1 protein-coding gene is annotated in these 303 nt (G+C 39.9%); it reads left to right on the top strand.

Annotation, left to right across the window (positions count from 1 at the left end; all coding sequences use genetic code 11):
* Positions 1–20: 20 nt before the first annotated feature.
* A partial coding sequence (locus I8752_RS22195; protein ID WP_214434438.1) for a hypothetical protein occupies positions 21–303 on the top strand: 283 nt, incomplete at its 3' end.

Below are 303 nucleotides of genomic sequence, written 5' to 3'. Positions count from 1 at the left end.
ATGATAGATTATTAAAAATCATGCTCGAAGAAGAAATGGGGATTTCTCTTAAAGTGCACGAATCCCCCTTTAAACAAGCGCTTGCAGCTGCTCTCGGAGCTTTTTTAACCGGGTTTATTTGCCTTCTTGCCCTTCTTTATTTTTCAAAAGGGTTCCAACTCACAGGGTTTTCAATCATTTTTCTATCCACCCTGCTCACTACCATTTACGAAAAAACTCGTAAAATCCCAGCTATTGTATGGTCAGTGGGACTGGCTCTGCTTGGATATGGGTTCATCTATTATTTACTTCAAGCCTTAAAGC

The organism is Dendronalium phyllosphericum CENA369, from assembly GCF_016056275.1.
GTDB classification, from domain to species: Bacteria; Cyanobacteriota; Cyanobacteriia; order Cyanobacteriales; family Nostocaceae; genus Dendronalium; species Dendronalium phyllosphericum.
This window is presented reverse-complemented; position numbering and strand designations above follow the sequence as displayed.